Annotated in this window: 18 protein-coding genes; 10 read left to right on the forward strand and 8 right to left on the reverse strand. The window is 70.7% G+C overall.

Annotation, left to right across the window (positions count from 1 at the left end):
• Positions 1-105 precede the first annotated feature (105 nt).
• A complete protein-coding gene (locus tag ACFVYR_RS08480; RefSeq protein WP_384252994.1) occupies positions 106-765 on the forward strand; it encodes a transcriptional regulator in 660 nt (219 codons plus the stop codon).
• 54 nt (positions 766-819) lie between these two features.
• Here ACFVYR_RS08480 and ACFVYR_RS08485 read toward each other — a convergent pair whose 3' ends face one another.
• Positions 820-1,497 carry a 4'-phosphopantetheinyl transferase gene (locus ACFVYR_RS08485; protein WP_384253025.1) on the reverse strand — a complete coding sequence of 226 codons (678 nt, stop codon included), beginning with the start codon at positions 1,495-1,497 and terminating at the stop codon, positions 820-822.
• Between the two features lie 160 nt (positions 1,498-1,657).
• Between ACFVYR_RS08485 and ACFVYR_RS08490 the strand changes: the two genes are divergently transcribed.
• From ACFVYR_RS08490 to ACFVYR_RS08500, 3 genes are all read left to right on the forward strand, one after another.
• Positions 1,658-2,284, forward strand: coding sequence for a YigZ family protein (locus ACFVYR_RS08490; RefSeq protein WP_384252992.1), 627 nt, complete (start codon positions 1,658-1,660; stop codon positions 2,282-2,284).
• Positions 2,285-2,427: 143 nt separating this feature from the next.
• The gene (locus ACFVYR_RS08495; RefSeq protein WP_384252990.1) at positions 2,428-3,606 is read left to right on the forward strand and encodes an exonuclease SbcCD subunit D; all 1,179 of its coding nucleotides are present in this window, start codon (positions 2,428-2,430) and stop codon (positions 3,604-3,606) included.
• The gene (locus ACFVYR_RS08500; protein WP_384252988.1) at positions 3,603-6,758 is read left to right on the forward strand and encodes an AAA family ATPase; all 3,156 of its coding nucleotides are present in this window, start codon (positions 3,603-3,605) and stop codon (positions 6,756-6,758) included. The genes ACFVYR_RS08495 and ACFVYR_RS08500 overlap by 4 nt, the downstream gene beginning before the upstream one ends.
• A gap of 127 nt (positions 6,759-6,885) precedes the next feature.
• Here ACFVYR_RS08500 and ACFVYR_RS08505 read toward each other — a convergent pair whose 3' ends face one another.
• Both ACFVYR_RS08505 and ACFVYR_RS08510 read right to left on the reverse strand, forming a co-directional pair.
• Positions 6,886-7,323 (reverse strand): hypothetical protein, encoded by a 438-nt coding sequence (locus ACFVYR_RS08505; RefSeq protein ID WP_384252985.1) that lies wholly within the window; start codon positions 7,321-7,323, stop codon positions 6,886-6,888.
• 16 nt (positions 7,324-7,339) lie between these two features.
• The gene (locus ACFVYR_RS08510) at positions 7,340-8,092 is read right to left on the reverse strand and encodes a peptidase inhibitor family I36 protein (RefSeq protein ID WP_384252983.1); all 753 of its coding nucleotides are present in this window, start codon (positions 8,090-8,092) and stop codon (positions 7,340-7,342) included.
• Positions 8,093-8,508: 416 nt separating this feature from the next.
• Between ACFVYR_RS08510 and ACFVYR_RS08515 the strand changes: the two genes are divergently transcribed.
• The 3 genes from ACFVYR_RS08515 to ACFVYR_RS08525 all read left to right on the forward strand — a co-directional run bounded on the left by ACFVYR_RS08515 (position 8,509) and on the right by ACFVYR_RS08525 (position 13,500).
• A complete protein-coding gene (locus tag ACFVYR_RS08515; RefSeq protein WP_384252981.1) occupies positions 8,509-12,948 on the forward strand; it encodes a hypothetical protein in 4,440 nt (1,479 codons plus the stop codon).
• A gap of 117 nt (positions 12,949-13,065) precedes the next feature.
• A complete protein-coding gene (locus ACFVYR_RS08520; RefSeq protein ID WP_384252978.1) occupies positions 13,066-13,254 on the forward strand; it encodes a hypothetical protein in 189 nt (62 codons plus the stop codon).
• Between the two features lie 117 nt (positions 13,255-13,371).
• Positions 13,372-13,500, forward strand: coding sequence for a hypothetical protein (locus ACFVYR_RS08525; RefSeq protein WP_384252975.1), 129 nt, complete (start codon positions 13,372-13,374; stop codon positions 13,498-13,500).
• Between the two features lie 322 nt (positions 13,501-13,822).
• Here ACFVYR_RS08525 and ACFVYR_RS08530 read toward each other — a convergent pair whose 3' ends face one another.
• Both ACFVYR_RS08530 and ACFVYR_RS08535 read right to left on the reverse strand, forming a co-directional pair.
• Complete coding sequence (locus ACFVYR_RS08530) at positions 13,823-14,191, reverse strand: STAS domain-containing protein (RefSeq protein ID WP_384252972.1); 369 nt, start codon at positions 14,189-14,191, stop codon at positions 13,823-13,825.
• Positions 14,188-15,585 (reverse strand): PP2C family protein-serine/threonine phosphatase, encoded by a 1,398-nt coding sequence (locus ACFVYR_RS08535; RefSeq protein ID WP_384252969.1) that lies wholly within the window; start codon positions 15,583-15,585, stop codon positions 14,188-14,190. Before ACFVYR_RS08535 ends, ACFVYR_RS08530 begins: the two co-directional genes overlap by 4 nt.
• 382 nt (positions 15,586-15,967) lie before the next feature.
• Here ACFVYR_RS08535 and ACFVYR_RS08540 point away from each other — a divergent pair, with 382 nt between their 5' ends.
• Together ACFVYR_RS08540 and ACFVYR_RS08545 are read left to right on the forward strand one after the other, a co-directional pair.
• Positions 15,968-16,408, forward strand: a complete 441-nt coding sequence (locus ACFVYR_RS08540; RefSeq protein WP_384252966.1) for an ATP-binding protein — start codon at positions 15,968-15,970, stop codon at positions 16,406-16,408.
• 330 nt (positions 16,409-16,738) lie between these two features.
• A complete protein-coding gene (locus tag ACFVYR_RS08545) occupies positions 16,739-18,139 on the forward strand; it encodes a protein kinase (protein WP_384252963.1) in 1,401 nt (466 codons plus the stop codon).
• Between the two features lie 111 nt (positions 18,140-18,250).
• On the opposite strand, the gene ACFVYR_RS08550 is transcribed toward ACFVYR_RS08545, so the two are convergent.
• Both ACFVYR_RS08550 and ACFVYR_RS08555 read right to left on the reverse strand, forming a co-directional pair.
• Positions 18,251-18,697 (reverse strand): Lrp/AsnC family transcriptional regulator, encoded by a 447-nt coding sequence (locus ACFVYR_RS08550; protein WP_384252960.1) that lies wholly within the window; start codon positions 18,695-18,697, stop codon positions 18,251-18,253.
• Positions 18,698-18,800: 103 nt separating this feature from the next.
• Positions 18,801-19,538, reverse strand: a complete 738-nt coding sequence (locus tag ACFVYR_RS08555; protein WP_384252957.1) for a S1 family peptidase — start codon at positions 19,536-19,538, stop codon at positions 18,801-18,803.
• Between the two features lie 486 nt (positions 19,539-20,024).
• Between ACFVYR_RS08555 and ACFVYR_RS08560 the strand changes: the two genes are divergently transcribed.
• Entirely contained in the window at positions 20,025-20,513 is a 489-nt protein-coding gene (locus ACFVYR_RS08560) for a rhodanese-like domain-containing protein (protein WP_384252954.1), read from the forward strand.
• 138 nt (positions 20,514-20,651) lie between these two features.
• Here the strand turns inward: ACFVYR_RS08560 and ACFVYR_RS08565 are convergent, their stop codons facing one another.
• Positions 20,652-22,370, reverse strand: a complete 1,719-nt coding sequence (locus tag ACFVYR_RS08565; protein WP_384252951.1) for a DUF885 domain-containing protein — start codon at positions 22,368-22,370, stop codon at positions 20,652-20,654.
• Positions 22,371-22,383: the final 13 nt, after the last annotated feature.

Genomic DNA, 22,383 nt, shown 5'->3' on the forward strand with positions numbered 1-22,383 from the left:
CGCTGCGCGCAGGTCCGGACCCCGCCCGTTTCTACAGCAGAGTAGAAACTAGCAGCCCGGCCGAATGGTTCCCGCCCAGTTCCCGCCCAGCGGAAGGTGCGTGCGATGACGCCGACGGCACATGAACTCCTGCGGTCCGCGGCCGACCGGCTCGCCCCGGACCCCGGCACGAACCCACTGGTCCCGCGCATCGCCGAGGGCTCGGCCCCGGTGCGGACGATGGCCCTCCTCGCGCTGGAGCAACGGCACGTCATCCCCGCCGACCGGCGTTCCTTCCAGCACCTGTCCCGGCGCGCGGCCGAATCCAAGGACCTGGAGTCCGCCGCCTTCTTCGACACCCTCGCCGACGGTGAGAGCCTCGCGGCGGAACGGCTCACCCCGTTGCTCGACGCCTGCGCGGTGGGCGCGGACGAGGCGGCGACGTACGCGCCCCGGGCGGGTTGCCAGGCATACCCGGCGTATGTGGCATGGCTCGCGCTGAACGGCGAACCGGTCGACGTCGTCCTCGCGCTCACCGCGAACTTCGCCGTGTGGGGCCGCAGTTGCGAGACCATCGCCCGCGCGCTGCGCGAGCGCTACGGCTTCGCCGACGAGGCCTGCGGCTTCTTCGACCTCTTCGCGGAACCGGCGCCCGACCTGGACCGGCAGGCGCTCGCCGCGGTGCAGGCGGGCCTCGACCGCAACCGCGTGACGACGGCGCACCTGCGCTTCGGCCGGCTGCTGGGACGCTACGAGGAGATGTTCTGGGAGACACTCGCGGCCTGACCTCGCCGTGTGCGCTGCCGCTGGGGCAGGCCTCCGCGGTCCCTCCCGGCGCCCCTACCCGACCGGCAGCGCGGAAGGCACCGGCAGGACGATGGCCGTGGCGGCGATACCGTCGCGTACGGTCCACCGACCGGAGAACCCCCGCAGCCCGACGCCCCCGACCACGGGCCCCTCGACCAGGAGCCGTGCGGTGAACGTCCCGTCCGGGGTCAGTTCCACATGGGCGTCCTCGAAGCCGAGCCAGCGGCCGGTCAGGGGGAACCACGTCTTGTAGACGGACTCCTTGGCGCTGAACAGCAGCCTGTCCCAGGGCGTGGCGGGGTGCCTGACGCCGAGCGCGGCGAGTGCCGCACGCTCCGTCTCGTCGGCCACCAGGTTCAGGACCTCGGGGTCCCGCAGCGGCTCGCCCGGCTCCGCGTCGATGCCGACCGAGGTCACCTCGCCCGCGCGGGCCACGACCGCCGCGCGGTATCCGGCACAGTGCGTCATGCTGCCGACGACACCGGCGGGCCAGCCCGGCGCCCCGCGCTGGCCCGGCAGGATCGGCGCGGGCGGCACACCGATTCGGGCGAGCGCGGTGCGGGCGCAGTGCCGCACGGTGGTGAACTCGTTGCGCCGCTTGGCCACCGCGTTCGCCACGACTGCCTGCTCCTCGGGGAAGAGGACCGCGTCGGCCGGATCGTCGTGCGTTTCGACGACGGTGACGGGCAGACCGGCGAGCAGGGTGGCCAAGGGCCCGGCGGAGCCCCGGCCTTGGCGCGGGGGCAGCGAAGGTGACGTCACGAGAGATCACGGTACCGGGCGGCTCGCGCACGCGTGCCCGCTGTGGCCTACGCCACCCCACCGGCCTCCCGCGTGCGGCCCGCCGCCGACGAGCGCCTACGCTGGCGTGATGCAGGACGAGTACCGCACAGTGGCCCGCGAGGGCGTGCACGAGACCGAGATCAACCGCTCGCGCTTCCTGTGCGCCCTCGCGCCCGCGGCCACCGAGCGGGAGGCCCAGGACTTCGTCGCACGCGTCCGCAAGGAGCACCCGACCGCCAGCCACAACTGCTACGCCTACGTCATCGGGGCCGACGCCGCCGTGCAGAAGGCGAGCGACGACGGCGAGCCCGGCGGCACCGCGGGCGTCCCGATGCTGCAGATGCTGACGCGCCGCGACATGCGCTACGTCGCCGCCGTCGTGACCCGCTACTACGGAGGCGTCAAGCTCGGCGCGGGCGGTCTCATCCGCGCCTACGGAGGAGCGGTCGGTGAGGCCCTCGACGCTCTTGGCACCGTCACCCGCCGCCGCTTCCGCCTCGCCACCGTCACGGTCGACCACCAGCGCGCGGGCAAGGTCCAGAACGATCTGCGGACGGCGGGCCGTGAGGTGCGCGACGTCCGCTACGGCGACGCGGTCACGATCGAGATCGGCCTGCCCGACGCCGACGTGGAGGCCTTCCGGGGATGGCTGGCCGACGCCACCGCGGGCAGCGCGGTGTTCGAGCTCGGGGGAGAGGCGTACGGGGACGCGTGAGACGCGGGTGCCGGGGCGTCGCGGAAGCGGCTACCCGTACGTACCGGTAGCGAGTGCCGGAATGTCCCGGAATCTTCCGGAAAAGGAGCGGTTGCGGGAGTGGCCGCCCGTGATGTCCGACCCGCCCGTTAGTCTCGTGGTCCATGAGGCTGCTGCACACGTCCGACTGGCATCTGGGGCGATCGTTCCACCGCGTGAACATGCTCGACGCCCAGGCCGCGTTCGTCGGGCACCTGGTGGCGACCGTGCGCGAGCGCGCCGTGGACGCCGTGGTGGTGGCCGGTGACGTGTACGACAGGGCGGTGCCGCCGCTCGCGGCCGTCGAGCTCTTCGACGACGCCCTGCACCGGCTCGCGGACCTCGGCGTACCGACGGTCATGATCTCCGGGAACCACGACTCGGCACGCCGCCTCGGAGTCGGCGCGGGCCTCATCGACCGCGCCGGCATCCACCTGCGTACCGACCCCGCCGCCTGCGCGGAACCGGTGATCCTCGCCGACGCCCACGGGGACGTGGCGTTCTACGGCCTGCCCTACCTCGAACCCGCCCTGGTCAAGGACGAGTTCGGGGTGGGCAAGGCGGGGCACGAGGCGGTCCTCGGGGCCGCCATGGACCGGGTGCGCGCCGACCTCGCCACCCGCGCGCGCGGCACCCGCTCCGTCGTCCTCGCCCACGCCTTCGTCACTGGTGGCCGGGCCAGCGACAGCGAGCGTGACATCACCGTCGGCGGTGTCTCGGCCGTGCCGTCCGGCGTCTTCGACGGCGTCGACTACGCGGCACTCGGTCACCTGCACGGCAGCCAGACCCTCGGCGCGCGCGTGCGCTACTCCGGGTCCCCGCTGCCGTACTCCTTCTCCGAGGCCGACCACCGCAAGAGCATGTGGCTCATCGACCTCGGCCCCCAGGGGGACATCGACGCCGAGCGCGTCGACTGCCCGGTGCCGCGCCCGCTCGCCCGCATCAGAGGCACCCTCGACGACCTGCTCGACGACCCTGGCCTCGCCCGCCACGCGGAGGCCTGGGTCGAGGCCACCCTCACCGACGCGGTACGCCCCGACGACCCGATGGCGCGGCTCTGTGAGCGCTTCCCGCACACCCTCAGCCTCGTCTTCGACCCGGACCGGGCCCCCGACGACCCGGACGTCTCGTACGCCCAGCGGCTCCAGGGCCGCAGCGATCAGCAGATCGCCGTGGACTTCGTGACCCATGTGCGCGGGGCGGGCCCCGATGAACAGGAGGAGGAAGTGCTGCGTTCGGCGTTCGACGCGGTCCGTGCCGACTCCGCCTTCGTCGAAGAGGGCCTCCGCGAGGTCGCCCGATGAGACTCCACCGGCTCCGTATCACCGCCTTCGGGCCCTTCGGCACCACCCAGGACATCGACTTCGACGACCTGAGCGCCGCCGGGCTGTTCCTGCTGCACGGCCCGACGGGCGCGGGCAAGACCTCCGTCCTGGACGCCGTGTGCTACGCCCTCTACGGCTCGGTGCCGGGGGCCCGGCAGGGCAGCGGCGGCCAGGGCATGTCGCTGCGCAGCGACCACGCCCAGCCGGGCACTCGTACGGAGGTGTGCCTCGAACTCACCGTCGCCGGACGACGCCTGGAGATCACCCGCCAGCCTCCGTGGGCGCGCCCCAAGAAGCGCGGCACCGGCACCACCACGGACAAGGCGCAGAGCTGGCTGCGCGAGTACGACACCGGGGCGGTCCGGGACGCGACCGCGGGCACCACGGGCACGGATGCGGCTACGGGCGCGGGTGGCTGGAAGGACCTCAGCCGCTCCCACCAGGAGATCGGCGAGGAGATCAACCAGCTGCTCGGCATGAGCAAGGAGCAGTTCTGCCAGGTCGTGCTGCTGCCTCAGGGCGACTTCGCCCGGTTCCTGCGTGCGGACGCTGAGGCGCGCGGCAAGGTGCTCGGACGGCTCTTCGACACGCGGCGGTTCGCCGCCGTCGAGCAGCGTCTCGCCGAGCAGCGACGCGCCACCGAGGCCGAGGTCAAGGACGGGGACGCGGCACTCCTCGCCGACGCGCACCGCATGCAGCAGGCCGCGGGCGACGACAGCCAGGGAGCCGAACTGCCCCTGCCCGACGCCGCCCCCGGCGACCCGGGCCTGGCGGACGCCGTCCTCACCTGGGCCGCCGTCGCCCGGGCGAGCGCCCGCGAACGCCTCACCGTCGCGCGCTGCGCCCTCTCCACGGCCGAATCCGCCCAGGCCGCCGCGGAGCGCCGACTCGCTGACGTACGCGAACTCGACCGGTTGCAGGGCCGGTTCGCCGAGGCCCGCGAACGCGCCGCGCGGCTGAACGAGCGCGAGGACGAACAGCGCGAGCTCGACCGGCGTCTGGAACGGGCCCGCAAGGCCGAGACGGTGGCGCCCGCGCTCGGCCTGCGCGACACGGCCGAGGCGGAGCACCGCCACGCCACGGAGGCCGAGACGCGCGCGCGTGGCCGGCTGCCCGAGACGTTCGCCGCCTCCGGCGCGGCCGGTCTCGCCGCCGCCGCACGCACGGCGGCCGAGGAGCTGGGGGGCCTCGCGTCGGCCCGGCGCGCCGAGCGGCGGATCGCCGACATCACCGCCGAACGCGCGACCCTCGACCGCCAGGAGCGCGCGGACGACGAGCTGCTCCAGGACGCGACGGCCTGGCTCGACGGCTGGGAGGCGACCCGGGCCGCGCTCCAGGAGCGCATCGAGTCCGCCCAGGAAGCCGCGACCCGCGCCGAGCGTCTTGCGGGCCGCCTCGAACCGGCCCGGACCCGGCTGGACGCGGCCCGCCGCCGCGACCGCCTGGCCCAGGACGCGGCGGCGGCACAGGAACACGCCCTCGCCGCCCGCGAGTCCGCCACCGCGGCCCACGAACACTGGCTCGCCCTCAAGGAGCAACGCCTCACGGGCATCGCCGCCGAACTGGCCGCGCACCTGACCGACGGCGAGCCGTGCGCGGTGTGCGGAGCGAAGGACCACCCGGCGCCCGCGCGGAAGGTCGCCGGGCACGTGGACCGCCAGGCAGAGGAGGCGGCGCTCGCCGCCCACCGTCGCGCGGTCGAGGCCCGCGAGAAGGCCGAGCGTGCCCTCGGGGACGTACGCGCATCCCTCGCCGCGGCGACGGCAGCCGCACGCGGCGGCCCGGCAGCGGAACCGGAACCGGACGGGGCGCCCGCAGCCACGGAGACCGCTGCCGCCGCCGACTCCGCGACCGGCACCGCCGAGGACCCCACCACCGACGAACTCGCCGCCGCCGTCGACGCGTTGCGGCAGGCGTACACCGAGGCCCGCGACCAAGCCGCCGGCCTGCACGCCGCCAGGGAAGCGCTGGCGCGGGCGGAGAGCGAGTACGACCGCAGGCTCGCCGGGCAGCAGGAAGCCGCCCGTCGCGTCGCGTCCCGGGCCACCCTGCGCGACGCCCTGGAGCGCGAACAGGGCGCCCTGGAAGAGGAGTTGACCCGCGCGCGCGGCGCCAGCGGCAACGTCGCGGACCGCGCCGCCCAGCTGGAGCGGCAGGCGGCACTGCTCACCGAGGCCGCGGACGCCGCACGCGCCGCCGCCGACACCGCCGAGCGGCTCAAGGACGCGGACGCGCGCCTCGCCGACGCCGCCTACCGCGCGGGCTTCGACACGCCGGAGGCCGCGGCCGCCGCACTGCTCGGCGACGCCACATACCGCGAGATCCAGCACCGCATCGACGCCTGGCGCAACGAGGACGCCGCGGTGCGTTCCGTGCTCGCCGAACCGGACACGGCCGCCGCCGCCCAGCAGCCCCCCGCCGACCTGCCCGCCGCGCGCGCGGCAGCGGAGGCGGCGGGCCTGCGCCTGCGGGCCGCCGCCTCCGCACGGGACGCGGCCGACCGGCGCTGCGCCGAACTGGACCGCCTCTCCGCCCGCTCACTCAGAGCGATGCGCGCACTGGCACCCGTGCGGGCCGCCTACGACAGGGTGGCCAGGCTCGCCGGCCTCGCCGCGGGCACATCGGCGGACAACGAACGCCGGATGCGCCTGGAGTCGTACGTGCTCGCCGCCCGCCTCGAGCAGGTCGCCGCCGCGGCGACCGTCCGGCTGCGGAGTATGTCCTCGGGCCGCTACACCCTCGTGCACTCCGACGACCGTACCGGACGCGGCCGTTCGGGCCTCGGCCTGCACGTGGTGGACGCCTGGACGGGCCGCGAGCGCGACACGTCGACCCTGTCGGGCGGCGAGACGTTCTTCGCCTCGCTCGCCCTGGCGCTCGGCCTCGCCGACGTGGTCACGGACGAGGCGGGCGGCGTCCGGCTCGACACGCTCTTCATCGACGAGGGCTTCGGCAGCCTGGACGAACAGACCCTGGACGAGGTCCTGGACGTCCTGGACTCCCTGCGCGAAAGGGACCGCAGCGTAGGCATCGTCAGCCACGTCGGTGACTTGCGGAGACGGGTGCACGCGCAGTTGGAGGTGGTGAAGGGGCGCGCCGGGTCGACCGTGCGACAGCGGGGCGGAGGGTGAGGTCTCAGATCCTCGCTACCGGATCATGCCCTGTCACCGCCACCAGGACTGACACCTCGTACGGTCCGGGGCACGGCGCACCGGGCGCGCCGTGCCCCGACTCCGCATCAGCTCAGAACTCCTCGGCTCAGAACTCCTCGTTGGTGACGAGGGCGTTGCCGAAGACGTCGTACACCGAGACGTAGCCCTCCTTGGAGTCCTTCCAGTCGTCGAAGGCCGCGGCGAGCGCGCGTGCGGTGGCCATGGGCTCCTTGACCGGCGTCGTCCCACCGTTGATGTCGGTGGAGATGTAGGCGTTGCCGGTTCTGTCGTCCCACTCGCCGATGACGCGCCGTACGCGGGACGCCGCCTTCTTCTGCTCCTGGGTGCCGTTGGCCTCGACCCACGCGCGGAAGTCGTCGGCGTTCTTCCGCGACTGCTTCTTGTCGGCGTCGGGCGGCAGGGTCTCCTGCTCGGTGGCGGTGCCCTGGGCCGTCGTGTCGGTCCACTCGCAGCCACTCGTGAGGCCGATGGCGACGCACGCGCCGAGGGCGAGCGCCGCGGATCGGATCAGCCGGGGGCGCATCACGCGCTCCTCCCTCTCAGAACTTGATCGCGTCGGCCTTGTCGTTCCAGTTACCACCGTAAGCGTAGGAAATCTTCGCGAAGTTCGGGTACCGGGTGTATCCGGCCCCGAGGAAGAGGTGCGGGTCGGGCATGCCGGTGCGGAAGTCGTACAGCTCCACACCGCGCTGGGGGCGGTTGACGTACGCGGAGGACGCCTTGTCCCGGAAGCTCGGGCTGTACTGGTCCAGGTGGCGGGTCTTCGCGGTGTCGTACGTCGGCCACTGCAGGCGACGGCCCTTGAAGTCCGCGTCCTGCCACAGGCACACCCAGCTCTTGGGGCAGTCCTGCCAGCTGCTGCGCAGGGCGGTGGCGGCCAGCGCGGCCTTCGGGGAGCTCTGGCCGGCCGCGCCCTCGCGCGCCTGCGGAGTCGGCGCGTGCTCGGCGAGGTAGGCGTCGGCCTCGGCCTGGTCGTCGAAGCACTCCATCGTGCCGTCCTGTGAGACCTCGGCGCAGACCTGCGCGCCGCCGAGGTCGTCGGACCGGGAGTCGATCTTCTCGCCGTGGTAGTACATCTCGACCTTCGGCGCGTTCTCCACGTCCTGGTGGACCTGCGCCTCCTCTTCGGAGGTCGCGGTGCCGGAGACGGCGCCAGGCACCTCGGGGAGGGAGCTGTCGGCGAAGGCCGGAGCGGCGGTGATGCCTGCGGTCGCGAGGGCGAGGGCGGCGGCGGTGGCGGCCATGGTGGTGCGGGCGCTGATGTGCACGGGTGTTCCCCAGAAAGACGTCATGTTCGAGCGGATCCACGGAGCTCCGGGTTCTCCGGGGCTCCGTGGATCCGATCAAGGAACGTAATGCGTGGAGCGTGCAGCGATCTAGCGGATGAATCCGCTTAAAGCCGACAAGTGCCACCCACCCCATCTGTGGCGTTAAGCATGGTTGTACGGCGAGGGATAACGGCCCCGTCAAGATCGACTCACGGCACGGTCAAGCACGTCGTGACGCGGCGTCACGCGGTGACGAGTCCTCATATGTCCGTCGTGGCACCCGGTTTACGGCCACCCTTATCCACGCCTTACGATGATCAATCCCATTTCCCCCACACCTCACAGCTTGACCAGCAACGCACCGACATCACGGGAGAAGACCCGTAACGCACCATCGGTGCTGCTTTGCCATGCGCCAACTGTGAGAGAAAGAGCATGAGTTGACATCGCACATACGGAGACCGGCACGCGCCGGGATCGCGGGCCTCGCGGCCGCCGCGGTCCTGGCCGGGCTGATCCAGACCGGCACGGCCCACGCCGCGCCCGACGGCACGACCGTCACCTCCCAGCCGAAGTCGGCCGGAGACGGACCCGGTTCGGGTGCCGTCACCGACCCCGACGAGAAGCTCGGCAAGGACTGGGACACCTCGAAGGACCGGGCCGTCACCGCCGCCGCCGACTCCGAGGGGCTGCGCATCCTCGCCGCCGCGTCGGACGAGGCGTACGCGTGGAAGACCGCCGCCGTCCTCAACGAGCCCGGAATGCCTGCCGATTCGTGGATCGGCAACCAGTGCGTCATGGACGACTCCCATGTCGCCGCCGTGTACGCGCCTCGCGCGTTCACCAACAAGCCGGACCTGATGCAGGGCGGCGCGTTCACCGCGATCGTGAACACGAGGACGGGGGACGTGACGAAGCTGCCGTTCACCGGCACCCTCGCCTACTTCGACCCCACCTGTAACACCACCACGCACACCGCGGCCTTCACCCAGTACCGCGACATGAACGACGTGTCGCAGGTCAAGACGCAGGTGATCACGGTGGACACGGCGGGCAAGACCATCGCCAAGACCGGTGAGCTGCGCGGCCAGGTGTCGTCGGCGGCGCCCGTGAAGGACGGTGTGGTCGCCGGTCTTGGCCGCGACCTCGTCCACGTCGACGGCAAGGGCGAGATCCGCAAGGTCGCCGAGGGCGACAGCGTCCCCTTCGACATCCGCCCCATGGGCGGCGACCGCGTCGGCTTCGTGGACCGCAAGGGCACGAAGACGGCGCAGGCGAAGGTGTACGACGGGCACGGCGAGCCCCGCACCATCGCCACCGGCCGCCTCGGCGACCTCGGCCTCGAAACCGGCGCGCGGGGCCGCACCTTCCTGACTGGCGAGGCCAAGGACGTACGACTGCGGGACAGCGGGGTCACCCGGGTCGACGCGCCCGCCGACACCGACCTCTCCTCGCACGGACGGCTCGCCGTCGAGCCCGTCCTCACCCCCGGCGTCCGCGCCGGACTGACCCGCATCAAGGGCGCGGGCAAGGGCTTCGACAAGGCGAACGAGCCCCAGGCGGGCGTGCGTTCGCGCTCCGGCCGGGCCCCGGGCACCGCGGACGACGAGACCACCATCACGGTGACGTCGACCGCGACGACCACCGGCGAGAAGGTCGAGCAGCGGGTCGAGTCGGCGCAGCCGCGCACCACCGCGGGACTCTCCCCCGCCCTGACCGGCGACAGCAGGCCGCGCACGCTGACCCGCGCCTCGGCCGTCAAGACCGCGGCCGCGTCCGCGCCCGTCTCGCACGATCCCGTCGACACCGACCGCTGGTGCTCCGTCTCGCGCAACGACATGAGCGCCCAGGCGTTGCAGCCGACGCCGAACCAGGTGGAGTGGGCGGTGGACATGGCCGTACGCGGTGAGCTGCGCGCCAAGTGGATCCGCCAGGGCGACTACCGGGGCCAGGCGGGGCTCGGCACGATCGACCCGCAGGGCCTGTTCCCGCTGCCGAAGCTGAACGGGGGCGGCCGGATCCCGGCGAGCGTGCTCCTCGGCATCCTGGCGCAGGAGTCCAACCTGTGGCAGGCCGAGTCCGGCGCGATCCCCGGCCAGATGGGCAATCCGCTGGCCGCCGTGGACGGCTACTACGGTCACAAGGCGAAGGACACGCTCCTCGGCTACTGGCGCATCAACTGGGACAAGTCCGACTGCGGTTACGGCGTCGGCCAGGTCACCGACGGCATGCGCCTGAAGGGTCACGAGAAGAAGGACGAGACGAGCCTCGACCCGAAGCTGCAGAAGGTCATCGCGGTCGACTACGCGACCAACATCGCCGCCTCCATGAAGATCCTCGCCGACAAGTGGAACGAGGTGCACAAGGACGGGCAGAAGATCACGGTCAACAACGACGATCCGTCCCGCATGGAGAACTGGTTCACCGCCGCCTGGAACTACAACCTCGGCTTCAACCCCAAGTCGGAGTCGGGCAAGAACGGCGGACACTGGGGCCTCGGCTGGTACAACAACCCGGCCAACCCCATGTACAAGAAGGGTGCCTGGGACCACCCGTTCATGGATGTCAGCCTCAACGCGAACAACATCCGTGACGCGGCGCACCCGCAGGACTGGCCGTACGAGGAGAAGGTGATGGGCTGGTCCGCCTGGTCCATCGACACCGGCTTCTCCTACGGCACGGACGGCAAGCAGGACTGGAAGGGCGAGTCCGGCTTCAACACCGCCGGGTTCAGTCCCGCGTGGTGGGCGAGCATCGCCGACCGTTCCCGCGTCAGCCCGCCGCTGGACACGTTCTGCAACAAGAAGAACAACTGCGACCCGGTCAACCCGGTCGACTGCCCGGACGAGGCCTGCTACCGGCAGTTCTGGTGGACGCAGGAGAAGGCGGTGTGGAAGCCCGACTGCGACCAGACGTGCGGGCACGAGAGCATCAAGTACGTCACGCTGCGTTCCGAGCCGGGCCGCGGCTACCGGCTGAAGAACGGCGACCCGGTGTGCGGGGGCGCCCCCGTGGGCTCCGACGTCGTCGCCTCCGTACCCAACGGAACGCCGACCTGGTCCACTTGCGGCAAGGCGTCCTCGACGGGCTCGTTCCAGTTCACCTTCCATCCTGACTGGGACAAGCACTACGAGGCCAAGGCCGATCTGCACTCCATCGGCGGTGGCCACGGCGGCCACTTCTGGTACACCCACACCCGTAACGAGGACCACCTCGGCGGCGAGGGCAACCGGATGACGATCGAGGGCGAGTGGACGGCGGGCAAGAAGTACGACCTCGCCGCCGTCTACGCCTACGTCCCCGACACCGGGGCGCAGACCAGGCACGCGACGTACGTCGTCAGCGGCGCGTCCGGCGGCCCCTACGAGCGGGTCGTCGACCAGAACGCGAACAACGGCAAGTGGGTGCCGCTGGGCGCCTACAAGTTCACGGGCACGCCGAAGGTGAAGCTCACGAACTACACGAAGACGGGCACCGCGGACCGCGACATCGCCTGGAACTCCGTGGCGTTCAAGCCGATCAAGGGCAAGTTCGTGCACCGCTCGCTGACCGCCGCGGCGATCTTCGACCCGAACCAGGAGCTGAACTCCAACTGGCCTGTGTCGACCGAGATCAACTCGCCGGTGCGGTCGATGAAGTCGCTCTACGACTGGGGTCTCGGCCTCGCTGACCACGGTCCGCTGTGGAACAACCCGGAGGGCGCCGACGCCGTCGGCATGTCCTCCAAGGCGCGCTGCCCTTCGGCGAAGGCCGTCGGCGAGTGCACGGGCCAGAAGACGTGGGACGCGGCCGACAAGTGGGCCAAGGAGATCAAGGCGGGAGGCTGGAAGCCGCGCGCCGACGGCTCCGCCCCCACGCACTCCATCCCGCGCTGGATGGCCATGTCCAACGAGCGGCCCGACCCGGCCGAGCCCGCGTCCAAGGCGTACGCGGACCCGAACAGCTACAAGATCAAGTCTGATGTGAACGTGACGTTCGTGGTCGGCGAGGACGGGAAGATCGTCGACGGCAGCGTGGGGTCCGACTACCGCGCCCGCGTCGGCAACGCCCACCTGCCGCACTTCGTCACGGACATCATGCAGGCGATCGAGGCGGACTACGGCATCCCGGCGCCGGACATCGACTACACCACACAGGACGCGCTCGAGTACGGCAACGTCCACACGTCCCACCCCTACAAGGACGGTGACACCCCTGGTCAGGCGTACTTCCCGCACTTCCGCGGCGCACGTCTGGACGACGCCAAGCAGTGCGTCGACTTCCGCGGGGTCGGCGGCGGTGTGCACGGCTACCGGGCGATGATCGGCCACAAGTCCGTCAACGACAACGTCAAGGCGTGGGTGGACCAGGTCAACAACGACCTGGAGACTAACCACACCGTGCGGCGGTTCGCCGGGGACGTCTACTCGATGTTCTTCAAGAACACCGGGAAGTGGAACAACAACATGTTCGGCTCCATGATCGGCAACGCCCCGCCGATCTGGCAGGACATCGCCGCGGCCTTCTGCGCCGACGGCTCGGTGAAGCCGACGCACCTGCAGAAGAACAAGGACGCCGATCCGTCCGACGGCATCGTCTTCCAGTCGTACATGCCGGACCTCTATCTGTACGTGGACGACCGGCTGACCGACAACCTCGGCCGGAAGTCGAACCACCGCATCAGCGGCGGCGACTGGCGGAACTTCTCCAACTTCCCCGCCACCGCGCCGAACGGCAACGCCTTCGCCTCCTGCTCCGTCTTCCACCGGGGCAGTGGCGGCAATCCGTGGGGCGTGGACGCTCCCGTTCCGTTCCTCGGGGACGGGCCGGGGAACCGGCCCGGCAGTGTGGTGCACTGTGACGAGCCGGCGAACAAGTTCACCGAGAATCTCACCCGGTGACCCGGAGTGGGTGAGTGAGCGCATGACCACCGACTGATCCGATGCACGAAGAGGGGAGACGGACCGGCCCGCACCGGCCGGCCCGTCCCCCCTCCGCACGTCTAGGGAGAAATCCTCATGGGCTTTCTGTACTTGGCCTTCTTCGCCGCGTTCCTCTACCTGGTGCCCGTGGCCCTGCTCTGCCGGAAGGTCGCGATCAGGACAACGGCGAAGATGGGCTGGACCATGGCTTCCCTACTGATCGGCTTCCCCGTCATCCTGCTGGTCATCGGCGGCGTGGTGGACGCCAAGGGAGCCGCGTCGTAGGCATCTGCCGCATCACGCGCAGAGGGAGCGCGGCATGCGCGTTCCTGGACCCGAGCCGAGAGCGGACGGCGGGGTGGGAGCCATCGCGGAGGCCGGGGGCCTGCACACCTACCAGCTGTGGCTGCACCAGGAGTACGGGCCCGTCGCGCGCGGCCCTGGCGGCGGCTGCTCCTGGAGGTGCTCGCCGGGCGGCCTTCCCACGAGCGGCACTTCGGGGAGTTCGTCTCGCTCGTGGAGGAGCCGTAGTACACGATGACGGGGGGGGGACCAGGCACAGAACGCTGCTTGAGCGCGTTGTCCCCCGCACGTCCCCCCATCATGAGCAAGAGCCCCGAAACGACCAACGGGGCTCTTTTCTTCCCTGTTTTGCCTGCTCAGATGGGTTGCGCTCACAGTTGTCGGACTCGCGACCGCCTTTCATCGACGAGGGCTTCGGCAGCCTGGCTGTGGCCATTGCCTTTCACCGGCTCCCGTGGGTGAGTCAGTGGCTCCTCCTGTCGCCATGTGCTGACTGGACTGGCATGGAGCAGCGGCATCGGACACGTGTCCAGCAATACCCTCGGCCATTTCAGGCCGTCGTGCGGTTGTCCTGTTGTGTGGAGATCGCGGCTTCGACGCTGGCGTGGGCCGGCAGGATGGTGTCCATCCCGGTGACGTTGAGCAAGCGGCTCAATCGGTCGGGGATCGCTGCCAGAGCCAGGGAGCCGTCGGCCTCCTTGGCGCAGCGCCAGATACCGATCAGGGCGCCCAGGCCTGAGGAGTCGCAGAAGGTGACGCCTGCCAGGTCGGCGATCAGGTTGGGGTGTCCGTCCGCGATGAGTTCGAGGGCGCGGGTTCGTACGGCGGGTGCGGCGGCGATGTCGAATTCGCCGGACAGCGTGATCACCGCCCGAGCGCCGTCGGTGTGCGGAACATCGATGTGGAAGGGAACGGTCATGGGTGTCGGTTCTCCTGTCCGACGGAGACGTCGGCGGTCGGGGCGGCGGCGCTGTGAGCGGTGGTGGTGATGCCGGTGGGAGCGGTGTCCGCGGTGGGTACGGAGAGAGCCAGCAGGGCCACGTCGTCACGTTCGGTGTCGGGAAGGGTGTCCAGGAGTGCGACGGTGTCCTCGATCAGCGTGCCGGCGCTGACCGGCGCCGGCCGCTGGGCCAGGAAGTCGGTCAGGCCAGTGTCAGCGAGCATGTGGCCGTCGGCGGTGCGGGCCTCGGTCAGTCCGTCGGTGTACAACAGCAGTCCCTCGCCGGGTGCCAGGCGCAGGGTGCGTGAGGCGAAGGCAGCTTCGGCGAACGCGCCGACCAGCATGCCGCCCTTGGCCCGAACCTCCTTCGCCTGTACGCCGCCGCTCTCGGCGGGACTGAGATGGTAGGCGGGTGGGTGGCCACCGGTGGCCAGGGTGACCGTGAAACCGCCGTCCCGGGCGGGAGCGAGCAGGCCGAAGACGGCGGTGCAAAAGCGGGTGCCGACCGCCGCGTCCAGCAGCAGCGCGGTGTTCAGGGCTTTGAGTGCGGCGGTGGGGTCCGCGTCAACGAGAGCTGCGGCCCGCAGCGTGTAGCGGGTCAGTGAGGTGACCGAGGCGGCTTCGGCACCCTTGCCGCAGACATCTCCGAGGAAGAACGCCCACCGGCCACCGCCGACGGGAAAGACGTCGTAGAAGTCGCCGCCCACTTCCTGCGGAGAGGCGGTCTTGTAGTGGCAGGCCAACTCCAGGCCCGGCACCGCGGGCAACGCGGGAGGCACCAGGGTGCGCTGCAAAGTGGAGGCGAACGTGGCGATGGCCGCCTTGTCCCGCTCCGCACGCCGCCGGGCCTCGGCCTCCGCCTGGCGCTTGTCCTCCTCTGCTTTGCGGCGCTCCTGCTCGGCGCGCACCACGTGCAGAGCCGACAGCCGCAGCTCCAGCTGGTCGCGCACCACTGCGGCCAGGTCCGCCAGCGTGGCTGCGTCAGCCTCGTCCAGTTCGCGGGGACGGGTGTCGAGGACGTTGACCGTACCCAGCCGGTACCCATCGGCTGTGATGATCGGAGCGGCGGCGTAGAACCGCACCCCCATCGGGCCGGCTACCAGCGGGTTGGAGCAGGCGACCGGGTCCAGCAGGGTGTCGGGGATGACGGTGGTGTCATCGGTGAGCACTGCCGATGCGCACAGGCCCGGGTCGCGGCCGATCTCGGTGACGCCTTCCAAGCCGTGGGTGGCTTTGAACCAGATCCGGTCCTCGTCCACGATCGTCACCGTCGCCACCGGCACCTCGAACAGCCGCGCGGCCAGCGCCGCGACCCGGTCGTAGGCGCCGTCCGGAGGGGTGTCGAGGATGTCGTAACGGCGCACCGCCGCCATCCGCGCCGCCTCGGCCGACGTGGCCGCAGGAGCGTTCGCTGTTATGGCAGGCGGGCTCGCTTGTTCCGGCATGTCCCTCGTCTCGTCATCCCCCCAGGAGGCGCCGACCGAACGGTCAGCACCCCAAGAACCCTACCGAACACCCCTGGGCACCTGATTCCTCTGCTGCTTCCCAGGCCACAGTGCGAGACCCCGTCATGCCTCACGTCAGCGTGAGAGGGAAGAGAGCTCACTGTCGACGCCGCCCTCGCTCCGCTCAGGTCCTGAGAGGCGTCCAACGCCGCCTGGCCCGCGCAATAGCCGGAAGACAGACATGGTGGCTCCGAGATCGGAAACCCGTACAACAGCCCTTCGGAGCCTCACGAGCAAAAGGGAGACGGCCATGGACGCCTACCGGAAACATCTACAAGGCGACGTCAGCCCGAGCAGCTTGGCCATCCAAGAGACATGGACTTTCGAGGGCGAACTGAGCGATGTGACCGAAGCGCGCGAGTGCGCAGCCACCTTTCTTCGCCGCCTGCAACTGGTGAAGCCACCGACCTCACCGGAGGCGTACGACGATGTGCTTCTGGTGATCACCGAGCTGACCTCGAACGCCTTCACCTATGCGCCCGGCCCCTTCAGCCTCCGTATGTGCGCAGTGGCCGACACGGTCGAGATCGCCCTCACTGATACCAACTCCACAGCTCCGAAGCCCCGCCCACCCGATCTCACCGGTCGGGGCGGCATTGGATGGCACCTGATCAACACCCTGGCCGAGCAGACCGTCACCGTGCGGAACAGCGAGGGCAAGACCGTGCATGTCTTCCTCCCCTGGCGATGATGACTGCTAGGCCTGGTCGACCACTTGCGCTGCGGACAGCGGAGGCTCTGGGTAGAAAATCAAATCAGGTACGTGCGGGTCCGCGACACTCGCCATCAACTCTTCCAGCAATGCTTCCTCCGCTCGGCGGCGCCCGGGTCGGGTCCTCCGCACGTAGCGAGGCGGTGGCTGGCCCGAAGAGCGCATCCGCTCGCGCGGACAGACGCTCGTAGAAGGCCGTCCGGTACTTGGTCGTTCCGTGAACCCCTTTCAGGCCGGGGCAAGAAGTCGCCTGATTCATGGAGTTGGGCCAGTAGCAGTCCTGTGAGGTCGCCCGGATATATTCCGTCCGTGGACGGCGATCACGGGCAACTCCTCGCGGACAGATACCGGCTGACTGATTTGCTTGGTCAAGGCGGGATGGGCGCGGTCTGGCATGCCTACGACGAGCAGTTGGGGCGGGACGTGGCCGTGAAAGAGCTGCGCCTGCCTGAGCACCTGGGGGCCGAGGAGCGGGCCAATTGGATTGCCCGGCTGGAACGCGAGGCGCGGGCGGCCGCGCGGCTGAAGCATCCAGGCATCGTGACCGTCTACGACCGGATCGCCGGTGCGGACGGGCGGCCGTGGATCGTCATGGAGTTGGTGACCGGGGGGTCACTGGACGACCTGTTGCGCCAGCAGGGCCCCCTGGCACCGCAGCACGCTGTCGACATCGGGCGACAGGTGGCCGCCGCGCTGAGCGCCGCGCACCAGAGAGGCATCACCCATCGGGACATCAAGCCCGCCAACATCCTGATCGAGGACGGGCGGGCCGTCCTGACGGACTTCGGGATTGCGGCCCTGGAGGGCGACGCCACCCTCACGGCCACTGGCATGATCATGGGCACACCCGCGTTCATGGCCCCGGAGCAGGTGCGGGGCCTTCCGGCCACCGCCGCGTCCGACCTCTGGTCACTGGGGGCCACTCTCTACACCGCCGTGGAGGGGCGCCCGCCCTTCGCGGGGACGGCCCCGAGCGCCGTGCTGGTCGCCGTCGTGACCGAGGAACCTGCCCCTGCCGTGCAGGCTGGGCCCCTCGCTCCCGTGCTGGAGGGCCTGCTCCGCAAAGAACCGGCTGGGCGTCTGACCGTGCAGCAGCTGCAGGCCCAGCTGGATCAGGTGGCCGCCGCGCCGCCGACCCCTCACACGCCGACCGCAGACGTGTCCCATTGGCCCACGGCCCCCGCGCACCCACCCGCCATACCGTCGGCAGGTCCGGCGGGTCGGCCCACGGCGCCTGCGGGACCGCCCGTCGTAGGCCGCCGTCGGGTAGCCCGTCGGGTCGCGTGGATCAGCGCGGCAGTGCTGGCCGCGGTGGCGTCCGCGCTACTGATCCCCAGTCACGGGGATAGCGATGCTTACCGGGAGAATCTTCAGGCAGCCGAAGCCATGGGCCATCCGCCGGACTACACCGTGAAATCCAAAACCCGTGTCGACGGGGACCGGGCGCGAATCGTCTACCTGGGAGGTCCCGTTACTGGCGCACCGAGCGCCGGACAAAAGGATGCGATCGGGCGCTGGCTGAAGGCGGTCCCGGGCGTCTCAACGGTCGGGATGCCCGGAGTGGACGCCACATGCATGACTGCGGAATCCGGCTGCATCTTGGCCGTCGACCTCAAGGACGACTACACCGAACCATCCGTCCTCTTCGCCCAGATCCACAAGGAAGACGGCAAGTTGGCCCTCCAGGTCACGGTCGGCCCCTTCGACTGAGTAATCGCCCACCGACAGCTGACATTTACACCAGCTTGTTGCCTCGTTTGGTTGTGAAGGGGCGTGCCGGGGCGAACGTGTGGCAGCCGGGTGCGGTCTGAACCGCCGAGGTCAGCGTCCCAGTGGGCGGCGCGGCAGCGGCGAGGAGTAGACGACGCTCGTCGTCACCGAACCCAGCGCGCCGATCCTCCCCGAGACCTCCTCCAGGTGCTGCATCGAGCGTGCGGTGACCTTGATGACGAAGCAGTCGTCGCCCGTGACGTGGTGTGCCTCAAGGATCTCGGGGGTCGCGTCGAGCAGGTCGTGGAAGGGTTTGTAGTTGCCGTTGGGGTACCTCAGCCGGACGAAGGCGAGGATGGGGAGCCCCAAGCGTTCCGGGTCGACCACGGCCGCGTACCCCTGGATGACGCCCGCCTCCTCCAGGCGCCGCACGCGCTCGGTGACGGCGCTCGCGGACATCGAGACGGCGCGCGCCAGTTCGGCGTAGCTGGCGCGGCCCTCGCGCTGGAGGACTTCGAGTATGCGCCAGTCGGTGGCGTCCGTGGAATAACCGGTCATAGCGGAGAGGTAACAGGGAAATCCCCGGCCGATCAAGAGGGGGCCGGGGACTCCGTGCGGGGCAGCTGCGGGGCAGAGCGACGCTGCCGGGGCGAACGATGTGTCAGACGCCCGCGATGCTCTGGATCCAGGAGCGGTACGCCGTCACGTTCGTGTACGCGGTGGTGGTCTGGCGGTCACTGGTGGAGGCGACGCCGACCTGCACGCCGTTGCCCATCATCGGACCGCCCGAGTCGCCGCCCGCGGTGATGCCGTTGCCGCGCCGGGCGCAGATGGCCTGTCCCTGGTAGGCGTCGCGGCAGCCGCCCGTCACGACGACGTCGGCGACCTTCAGGAGCCGGGACTGACAGTTGATCTCCTGGCCGCACTGGGAGGTCGCACCCCAGCCGTACACCTGCACGGTCTGGCCCACGGTGACGGAGCCGGGGGTGCCCAGGCGCGCGTAGGTGCCCGGCACGGAGCGGTCGAGGCGGACGAGGGCGAGGTCCGCGCTCGGGTGGGTCTGCACGCCGACGCCGTTGGCCGTGGTGCCGCCGGACGTCTGGTCGAGGCTGCCGATGCGGAACGAGAGGCCCCCGCCGCTGACGCAGTGCTTCGCGGTGAGGATCCAGGTCGGGGCGATGATCGTGGAGCTGCACGTCTGCTGGCCGTTGGAGAAGAGCCTGGCCGCCCAGGGCGCGTTGCTCGCGTAGCCGCCGCCGATGATCGGCCGGGAGGAATCGACGGACGCCATGGTGGGCGCGTCCGCGCGCGCCGCACTCTGGGCCGCCGCCGTGGGGGCCAGCCCCAGCACGGCGAGTGCGGTGGCTGCGAGCGCGGGGACGAGTCTGGATATTCGCACGTTCGTCTCCATTGTGTGGGGATGGAACGTCCTGGATGAGGACGGCACTGCATAGGTATGCAGTAGCTGCGCGGGCAGGGGGCGGGTATCCCCTGTCGCGAGCATGCCATTTCTGGCTGGGGGAGAATCTGGCAGAGGAGGCGTCGGCGGCGCAAGAGGTCGGGAGCCGCTGTCCGGATGGCGTCACTCCGGAAGGTGCTCGGGCCCGGTGCGGGGTGTTGGGTCGCATCCGTAGGGGCCGGTGCTGGCCGCAGGGGGTGCCTGTGTGGTCTTGCGGCTTCCTGCATGGCGAATCTTGTTTCGGTTCGAACCATTCCCAAAGGGGAGAAGTGAGCCCCAGAGGAACTTGCCTTTGGGGCTGAACTGTTGTCCCGCCGGGGTATACGGCGCCCCTTCCTTCCATCGCCGGGGATTCGACGGCGTAGACGTCAAGACGCCGGGGATCATCCCTTCAGGCTGCCGGTCGCCGCCCGTAGATTTCTGGCCATGAACAACACGAACCCCCAGCTGATCGACAACCCCGTCCTGCGGGTCCCGCCGGCCTCCCCGGCCGCGGCCGCCGCGTACTTCGGGGCGAGCCTCGCCTTCCACGCCGACGTCTCCGATGTGGCGTCCGCGCTCGCCGCCGAAGGCGATCCGGGCTTCGTCGTGGTCGACACCCGCTCCACCGCCTCCTGGGACCAGGGGCACATCCCGGGCGCGGTCCACCTGCCCACCGCCCTGATCCCCGAGCAGGCCGAAGCGCTGCTCGACAAGTCGGTGCCCGTGGTCACCTACTGCTGGGGTCCCGGCTGCAACGGCGCGACCCGCGCGGCGCTCGCCTTGGCCCAACTCGGCTTCCACGTCAAGGAAATGCTGGGCGGGTTCGAGTACTGGGCGCGCGAGGGCTTCGAGTTCCAGACGTGGGAGGGGCACGAGCGGCGCGACCCGGACGCGCTGACGGCGCCGGTCGACGGAGCGGACTGCGGCTGCTGAGGTGCCGGGGCGAGGGGCGAAAGGTCGCCTGCGTCGTTGACTTCGGTCATCGACCTCGATCGCTGACTGCGATCGGGCAGGCGGCGGGGCGGTGGGCGAGGCGTGCCGCGCTGCCATCCGCCCCACCGCCCCGGATCGTCACAGCTTCGACAGCTCGTCCACCAGGTCGTCCAGGCCCAGCGAGCCCTGCGAGAGCGCGGCCATGTGCCACGCCTTGGCGTCGAACGCGGCGCCGTGCCGCCGCCGCGCGTTCTCCCGGCCGAGCAGCCACGCCCGCTCGCCCAGCTTGTAGCCGATGGCCTGGCCGGGGATGGTCAGGTAACGCGTCATCTCGCTGGCCACGTACTCCGTGGGTCTGCTGCAGTGCGCGTCGTAGAACTCCTGGGCGAGATCCGGCGTCCAGCGCTCACCCGGGTGGAAGGGCGAGTGCGCCGGGATCTCCAGTTCCAGATGCATGCCGATGTCCACGATGACCCGCAGCGCGCGCATCATCTGGGCGTCGAGATAGCCGAGCCTGCGCTCCGGATCGGTGAGGAAGCCGAGCTCATCCATGAGCCGCTCCGCGTACAGCGCCCACCCCTCGACGTTGGCGCTGACCAGGCCGACGGTCGCCTGGTAGCGGGAGAGGTTCGCCGCGACGTGCGCCCACTGGGCGAGCTGCAGGTGATGGCCGGGCACGCCCTCGTGGTACCAGGTGGAGACGAGGTCGTAGACCGGGAAGCGGGTGTCGCCCATCGTCGGCAGCCAGGTGCGTCCGGGACGCGAGAAGTCCTCGGAGGGGCCCGTGTAGTAGGGGGCGGCCGCGCTGCCGGGCGGGGCGATGTGGGACTCCACCTTCCGCACCCGTTCGGCGAGTTCGAAGTGGGAGCCGTCGAGGGCGTCGATCGCCTCGTCCATCAGCTCCTGCAACCAGACCCGGACCTCGTCCACACCTTCGATGTGGGCCCCGTGCTCGTCCAGATGGGCCAGCGCCACCCAGGGGGTGGCCGCGCCCGGCAGGACCCTCTCGGCCTCGGTCCGCATCTCGGCGAGCAGCCGGTGGAACTCCGACCAGCCGTACGCGTACGCCTCGTCCAGGTCCAGGTCGGCGCCGTTGCACTCGCGGGAGAGGAGGGCATAGCGGTCGCGGCCCACGATGTCGGCGGCGCCCTCGACAGCGGGTGCGTAGACGTCCCGCATCCAGTCGCGCAGCGCGACCACGGACGCGGTGGCCTCCAGCGCGGCGGCGTCCAGGTCGGTGCGCAGCGAGTCGGGACCGGCCGACGCGAAGTCCTCGAACCAGCCGCGCCCGCTCGCGCCGCCGCCGGCCTCGCCCACCCACTCGGTGAGCTGCCCGATGAAGGTGGCCGTCGGGCGCGGTGCGCCGAACAGCTCGCGCTCCAGGCCGAGTTCGAGCGATGCGCGGTAGCCGTCGAGCGCGGCGGGTACGGCGCGCAGCCGCTCGGCGATCGCCGCCCAGTCCTCCTCCGTCTCCACCGGGGTCACGTTGAAGATGCCCCGCACCTGATGCGGAAGCGTGTGCATGTTGCCGACGGCGCGCAATCCTTCGCCGGCCTCGTGGACGGCAAGCTGCGCGGTGAGCCGCTCCCGCAGCAGCCGTCCGCAGCGACGTTCTATCTCACTGTCCGCGCCGGGCCGCTGCTCCGCCTCGTCCAGCCGCGTCAAAGTCGTGCGCGCCAGGCTGGCGACGGCTTCCTGGCCGGCGGGGGAGGCGTCGGGGAGCCTGCTGTGGCTCTCCTTGACACCAAGGTAGGTGCCGGTGATGGGGTCGAGGGCGACGAGCTCGTCCACGTAGGCGTCGGCCACGGCGCGGGGGAGCGGGCCGGTGTTCGGCTGCGGGTTCTTCGTGTCTGACATGCGGACATCGTCG

The sequence above is a fragment of the Streptomyces sp. NPDC058284 genome (assembly GCF_042881135.1).
Taxonomy (GTDB): domain Bacteria; phylum Actinomycetota; class Actinomycetes; order Streptomycetales; family Streptomycetaceae; genus Streptomyces.